The 1,302-nt window shown below is 49.5% G+C and carries 1 protein-coding gene; it reads right to left on the bottom strand.

Going from position 1 to position 1,302, the window contains the following annotated elements; genetic code table 11:
• Positions 1-12: 12 nt before the first annotated feature.
• On the bottom strand, positions 13-1,206 hold the full coding sequence (locus K7X24_RS21865; RefSeq protein WP_103863058.1) for an IS4 family transposase: 1,194 nt from the start codon (positions 1,204-1,206) through the stop codon (positions 13-15).
• Positions 1,207-1,302: the final 96 nt, after the last annotated feature.

The raw sequence follows: 1,302 nt of genomic DNA, 5'->3' as shown, positions 1-1,302 counted from the left end.
ACAAAATCAGCGCTAATAAACCAACACCATACTTCGGTAGGTTTTGGCGAGGTGGTTAAGAACGGTGTTCAACACCGTTCGTCTTAACATTAGCGGAGAGTGTCGCAGGACATTCTCCGCTAACGTCATATACGAGATTACCCGCCGCGATTTGATGCTGTTGGCCTGATATTTCAGGTGTAGTCCTTTATTTTCAGCTTCATAGCCCAAAAGCCAGAGAACTGCTGTTGCCAGCGTCGCGAGCAGACTCAGTACCAACAGGCGTCCTGCCGTACCACTGTGACTGGCACGCAGACCAAAACCAAAGCGTTCGCTTTTCTCGTCACGAAAATTCTGTTCAATCTGCATTCTGCGGCTGTAAATTTTCATCACTTCACGCGGCTTAAATTCATCTGTACTGCTGAAAATAAGCCAGGGGTCTTTAGCTGCTGAGCGCCCGTCGCGCTCCTGCGACTTACGCTTAATACGGCAGCGGGCATGGTGATGCTTTCTGCCTTTCGCCTCTTTTTTATGCAGGTAAAAATGACCGTCACAACGGGAATACTCTGCACGGGCGAATGTACCCGGCCCGAGATATTCCGGTTTATTACTGGCCTTCAGTTCCTGTCTTCTGAACCAGTGCTCCCCCTTTCTGTTCAGTCGGAGCAGAGTCGTTCCCCGCACACGCCCAATAAAATCCCAACCCAGTGACTTGATATGGCGGAACCACGCATTCTGGAATCCCGCATCGGTGACAATAATGACTTTTTTATCAGGTGGCACGGCGTTGCTGAGCGCATCCAGAAAAGCTTTTTGGACATGGGGATTCTGCTGCTTATCAGAAGGGACAACCTGACTCATCAGAGGAATAGAGCGGCCATCGCAAATCAGGCTTGCGCGTAGAACATGGAATGCCTGTGAAGGGTAACCACTCCAGTCAACAGCGATGACGCACCATGAAAGTTGTTGAGTCAGCAGCGAAGTAATATTTTTGAATATCAGAGGAATATCGTTGTGAAGTTCAACATTCCCCAGCAGGCGATCAATCCGTTTAATCTTGTGTTTTACCTGGGCTGTCCCTGGCAGGTATCGTCCGATACTGGTCAGTGTGAGCGATGCGCCACGTGTTAACGCAACGGTCGCGTCAAGAAGGGCATTCTGTCGATATTTGTGGAATGGAGCTAAAGCGCCCCGGAAAAACTTCTGACATACTTGATAAGCAGGCATAGAGGTGATCTCGCTGAATTGGTCGCACAATCAGTAGATCACAAAACTCTATGCCTGTCTTTTTTCACCCGCCCATTACTGGGGATTCCTCAGCGC

The sequence above is a fragment of the Pectobacterium versatile genome (assembly GCF_020166435.1).
GTDB classification, from domain to species: domain Bacteria; phylum Pseudomonadota; class Gammaproteobacteria; order Enterobacterales; family Enterobacteriaceae; genus Pectobacterium; species Pectobacterium versatile.
The sequence above is the reverse complement of the archived record's forward strand: the minus strand, read 5'-3'. Positions and strand labels throughout refer to the sequence as shown.